This window comes from bacterium, assembly GCA_021372775.1.
Classification (GTDB): Bacteria; Acidobacteriota; Polarisedimenticolia; order J045; family J045; genus JAJFTU01.
On record JAJFTU010000172.1, the window covers coordinates 1 to 4,473 of the forward strand.

The 4,473-nt window shown below is 72.1% G+C and carries 2 protein-coding genes; both read right to left on the minus strand.

Annotation, left to right across the window (positions count from 1 at the left end):
• Positions 1 to 21: 21 nt before the first annotated feature.
• Complete coding sequence (locus tag LLG88_05805) at positions 22 to 2,823, minus strand: alkaline phosphatase family protein (protein MCE5246422.1); 2,802 nt, start codon at positions 2,821 to 2,823, stop codon at positions 22 to 24.
• Between the two features lie 159 nt (positions 2,824 to 2,982).
• A partial coding sequence (locus LLG88_05810) for a TonB-dependent receptor (GenBank protein ID MCE5246423.1) occupies positions 2,983 to 4,473 on the minus strand: 1,491 nt, incomplete at its 5' end.

Sequence of the window (4,473 nt, forward strand, 5' to 3'; positions counted from 1 at the left end):
CCGCCGCGAATCGGCGCGGCCTCAGCGGCCGCGCTCCAAGGCCGCGATCGACGCGGCGAGCTGCGGCGAGTCGTAGCCGAGCGCGACGGCGCGCTTCCACGCCGCGAGGGCGCCCGCGCGGTCGCCGGCCTGCGCCCGCAGGCTTCCCAGATTGACGTAGACCTGCGGCGCCGTGGCGTTCATCCGCGCCAGCGCCTCGTAGCCGGCGCGCGCTTCCTGCAGCCGCCCCGCGCGCAGCCACGCCGTCGCCTCGTTGGCCCGCATCCCCTCGTCGTCGGGGCGCAGCTCGACGACGCGGTGGAAGCACTCCGCCGCGCGCACGCTGTCGCCGCGCTCGGCGGCGAGGAGTCCGAGCATCTGCCAGTAGAGGTCGATCCGCTGGTCCGCGGCGAGGCCGCGTTCCAGATACGGCTGCAGCCGCGCCCGCTCCGACGGGTCGTCGGCGAGGGCGGCGAACCGCTCCGCCGCGCGCGCCGCGCGGGGGTCGGCTTCGAGCGCGCGCAGGTAGGAGCTCTTCGCCGCGCCGCGGTCGCCGCGGCTCTCCGCGAGCAGTCCTTCGATCTCCTCCGCGACCCCCGGCGCGCCGTGGGCCTTCGCCGCGTAGCGCTCGTAGGCGGCGCGGGCGCGCGCCGGATCGCCCTGCTTCAACGCGAGGTCGACGAGCCAGCGGACCGCCTCCGGCTCCATCTTGTCGGGAACCTTCGCGAAGCCCTCCTCGAGCGCGGCGAGCGCGCCCGCCGCGTCGCCGCGCGCCGCGCGCGCCTCGGCGGTCATCTGGAACGTCTTCGGCAGCGGCTTCTCGTCGTTCGCCTTGGCCAGCGCCGACTCCGCCTCGGCGAAGCGGTCCTGGTTCATGAAGTAGGTCGCGAGGTTGCGGTAGTAGGTCGCGCCCGGACGCGCCTCGGCGGCGCCGCCCTTGGCCTTCGCGCCGCGCGCGCTCTTCGCCGGCACGTTCGGCTTGTCGGCGTCCACGTAGCCGAGGCCGCGCAGTTGGTCGAGCGCCTGTTCCTGCGCCGCCGCCAGCGCCTCCTCGTCCTGGTCGCCGTAGCGCCGCGGCGCGACGAGCGCGTCCCAGCTCGGCGCGCGCTCCGTCGGCAGCTTCGCCGCCGCCGCGTCCTCGAGCAGGTCGGCGCGCACGCGCCCCGGCATGTTCTCCCCCGGCGGCAGGCCGCGCAGGGCGAGGATCGTCGGCGCGACGTCGAAGATCGAGACCGCCGGCAGGCGCGCGCCCTTGCGCACCGGACCGCCGATCGCGGCGAAGAGGCCCGGGGTGCGGTGCCATTCGACCGGTTGTCCGCGCGTGAACGGCAGGATGTCCTTCGGCCGCCGCGGCCCCGACTGGAAGCCGTGGTCGGAGTGGACGATCACGATCGTGTCCGGCCCGGCCTCGGCGATCAGCCGGCCGAGCATCGCGTCCTGCTCCCGGTAGCAGTTGTCCACGGCGTCGCCGTAGATCGCCGCCTCCCGCGGATCGGCGTTGGCCAGCGCCGGCGGCGCGAGATGCATGAAGCTGTGGCCGATGATGTCGATGTCCTCGAAGTAGACGGAGACGACGCCGAGGTCCTTCCGCGCGACGAGCCGCCGCGCGATCGCCTCGACGTTGTGCGTCGTCGCCGCGAGATCCACCAGCGCCGCCGCGGGCGGCGTGCGCCGGCCGGTCTTGTGCTCGCTCTCCCACCGCGCGCGCAGCGCCTCGTCGCTCCAGAAGCGCCGGCCGTCCCGCAGCTCCTCGTCCGACATCCGCGGCGCGTACTGCCGCACTTCGGCGGCCGACACGCCGTCGGTCGTCGTCAGTTCGCCGCGCATCGAATCGAGGAAGTCGGGCGGCCAGACGACGCCCGCCGGCGCCTTCGCCGCGCCGTGGGCCATCGCGTTCGCGGCGAGGTTCGAGACGAGCGCCCCCGGCGTCTCCTCCGCCGGCTGCGTCGCCCAGTGGTTCACGAAGCCCGACGGCTGTCCCGCCGCGGCGAGAATTTCCCACAGCGCGGGCGCCTTGCGGTGCACCGACGTCATCGGCACGAGGTCGTCCTCGCCGCCGCGCGTCAGCGTGAAGTCGGCGATGCCGTGCTCGTCCGGCCCGCGTCCCGTCAGGGCCGTGGTCCAGAGCAGCGGCGACATCATCGGGTTGTACGGCAACAGGTCCGCGCGCACCCCCTCGCGCTCGATCCGCGCGAAGGTCGGCAGCGAGCCCGCCGCGACCAGGCGATCTACGATCTCCCAGTCGGCGGCGTCGAGGCCGATGTAGAGGACGCGCGCGACCGGAGGCCGTTCCCCGGTGCGCACCGCGGCCAAGGCCGCCGCCCGCGCCTGCTGCGGCGGCACGGCGACCGCGACCTCGACGTCGGCGATGGAGAGCCCCGCCGGCAGCGCCGCCGCGAGCGACGCGGCGAGCGGAGCGCCGAGCGCGGCCGGCCGCGCGAAGAGAGCGCGCGCGCCGAGCTTGCGCGCCGCGTCGGCGAGCGCCGCCGGCGCACGCTCCGCGATCGCGCGCTCGAGCGCGCCGCGCCCCAGCAGCAGCGCGCGCGCCTCGGCGCCGGCCGCGGCCGGATCGACGCGGACTTCGACCGTCGCCTTGACCGGCCACGTCGAACCTTGGCCGAGATCGAGCGGCGCGTCCAGCGGAACGGCGAGCCGCGCGCGCACGACGCGCCGCGCGCTCCACGGCGCGACGAAGACCCGGATCGGCCCGGCGACGGCGCGCGCGTCGGCGACGAGGACTTCGCCGGCGCCGGCGGCCGGAAGCGAGCGCCACGCGACGCCGGCGAGAGCCAGCAGCGCGAACGCGGCGACGACGACGATTGCGACCCCACGACGGTTCTTCATGACGCGCATTTTGCCACCGCGCGCGCCCCGCGGCGCGCCGATCGAGACCGCCGCCGCGCATCCGCGGGCCCGCCCCGACGGCGTCGCGCAAATAGAAACCGGCGGGGCCGCTGGGGCCCCGCCGGTCGGTGGTGCGAGGGACTGTGGGTTACTGCCGGATCACCAGTCCCAGAGAACCGCGAGACGGACCGAGCGCGGCTGCTGGTAGCCCAGGATCTTCAGGTATTCCGGATCCTTGACCGCGGCGGCCGTTTCGGCGTCGTCGTTGTAGTTCTGGACTTCCTGGTTGTTGAAGATGTTGCTGACGTCGAGGCTGACCTTCATGTGGGTCTTGCCGATGTTCCGGCCGTACCCGACGTGGAAGTCGATCGTCGAGAGGTCCGGCATCCGCCCGAGGTAGCCGCGCGGCGCGTCAGTGTAGGCGCCAAGGAAGCAACCACCGTCGCCGGTGCAGCTTTCCGCGAGTTGCCAGCCGCCTTGGCCATCGTTGAGACTCGTGTTCCACGAATAGTAGAGCGGATCGCGGCCCGGCAGTTCACCAGCGTTCTGGTAGTTAGGATGGGCGAGCATCGGGGTGCGCGGACGGCCGGACTGCCAGTTCAGGATGCCTCCGACCTCGACGCCGCTGTCGAAGAAGTAGGTGCCGCCGACGTGCAGGACGTGCGGACGGTCGTTGTTCAGGTAGCCGGACTGGTACTGGCCGCGCATCAGCGTCGAGTTCGGGAAGTCGAACAGCGACGTGATGTTCGGATCCGACTGGCCGTTGTCGTTGCGGAACAGGCCTTCGTAGTTGCCCTGCAGGCGGCTGTAGCGGTAGTTCGCGAAGCCGGCCCAGTGGTTGGAGAGGCGCTTTTCGATCTGGACTTCGATCGCCTTGTACTCGCGTTCCGGCTTGCCGAACGGGCCTTGGGTGTTCTCGCCCGGGTTGGCGAGGACGTAGGAGCCGAACGGAGCGGAGCCGTAGGTCGGGAACGGGTTGGTCGTCCGTTGCGCACAGTCATTGCTGCCGATCTTGATGCATTGGCCACCGTAATAGTAATTCTGGATGTCTTCGAGGACCGTGAACTGAACGTCCTCGAGGACGCGGCCCTGCTTGCGGAAGACGCCGCGGACCTCGACGGAGAGGTCGGGGCGGACGAGCTGCTGCCAGCCGACGACGTACTCGTCTTCGTACGGGAGCTTCGTGCCCGCTTGGACCGACGTCGTCCCCAGGCCCTGGAGGTTCGGGCTCCCGGTAGTCCCGCGGCGCGTGGTCAGGTTCGGATCGCTGAACTCGAACTTGCTGACGCCGAACTCGTTGGAGAACTGGCGCACCGCGAGGTCGGACGGGACGCGCTCGAAGTAGCGCGCCGCGCTGGCGTAGAACTTCACCTTGCCGTTGCCGAGCGGGTCGAACGTCACGCCGAAGCGCGGGCTCCACTCGGTGTCGAAGTCGTAGCTGTTCGGCTTGAACGACTGCGGGTCGTTGATGAACAGGCCGGCCGCCACCTGGCGGATCGGCACGATGAACTCGCCGGCGCCCTTGAGCTTCTGCGTCGAGGAGCGCAGGCCGAGCTTCACCGTCCACTTGTCGGTGATCGACCAAGTGTCCTGGATGAAGAGCGCGGTGTCCTTGGCCGACGTCTCGCCCGGCTCGTTGAAGCGGGCGCG

Coding starts and splice junctions, on each gene's coding strand:
- LLG88_05805 (MCE5246422.1), bottom strand. CDS start 2,823: ATGAAGAACCGTCGTGGGGTCGCAATCGTCGTCGTCGCCGCGTTCGCG.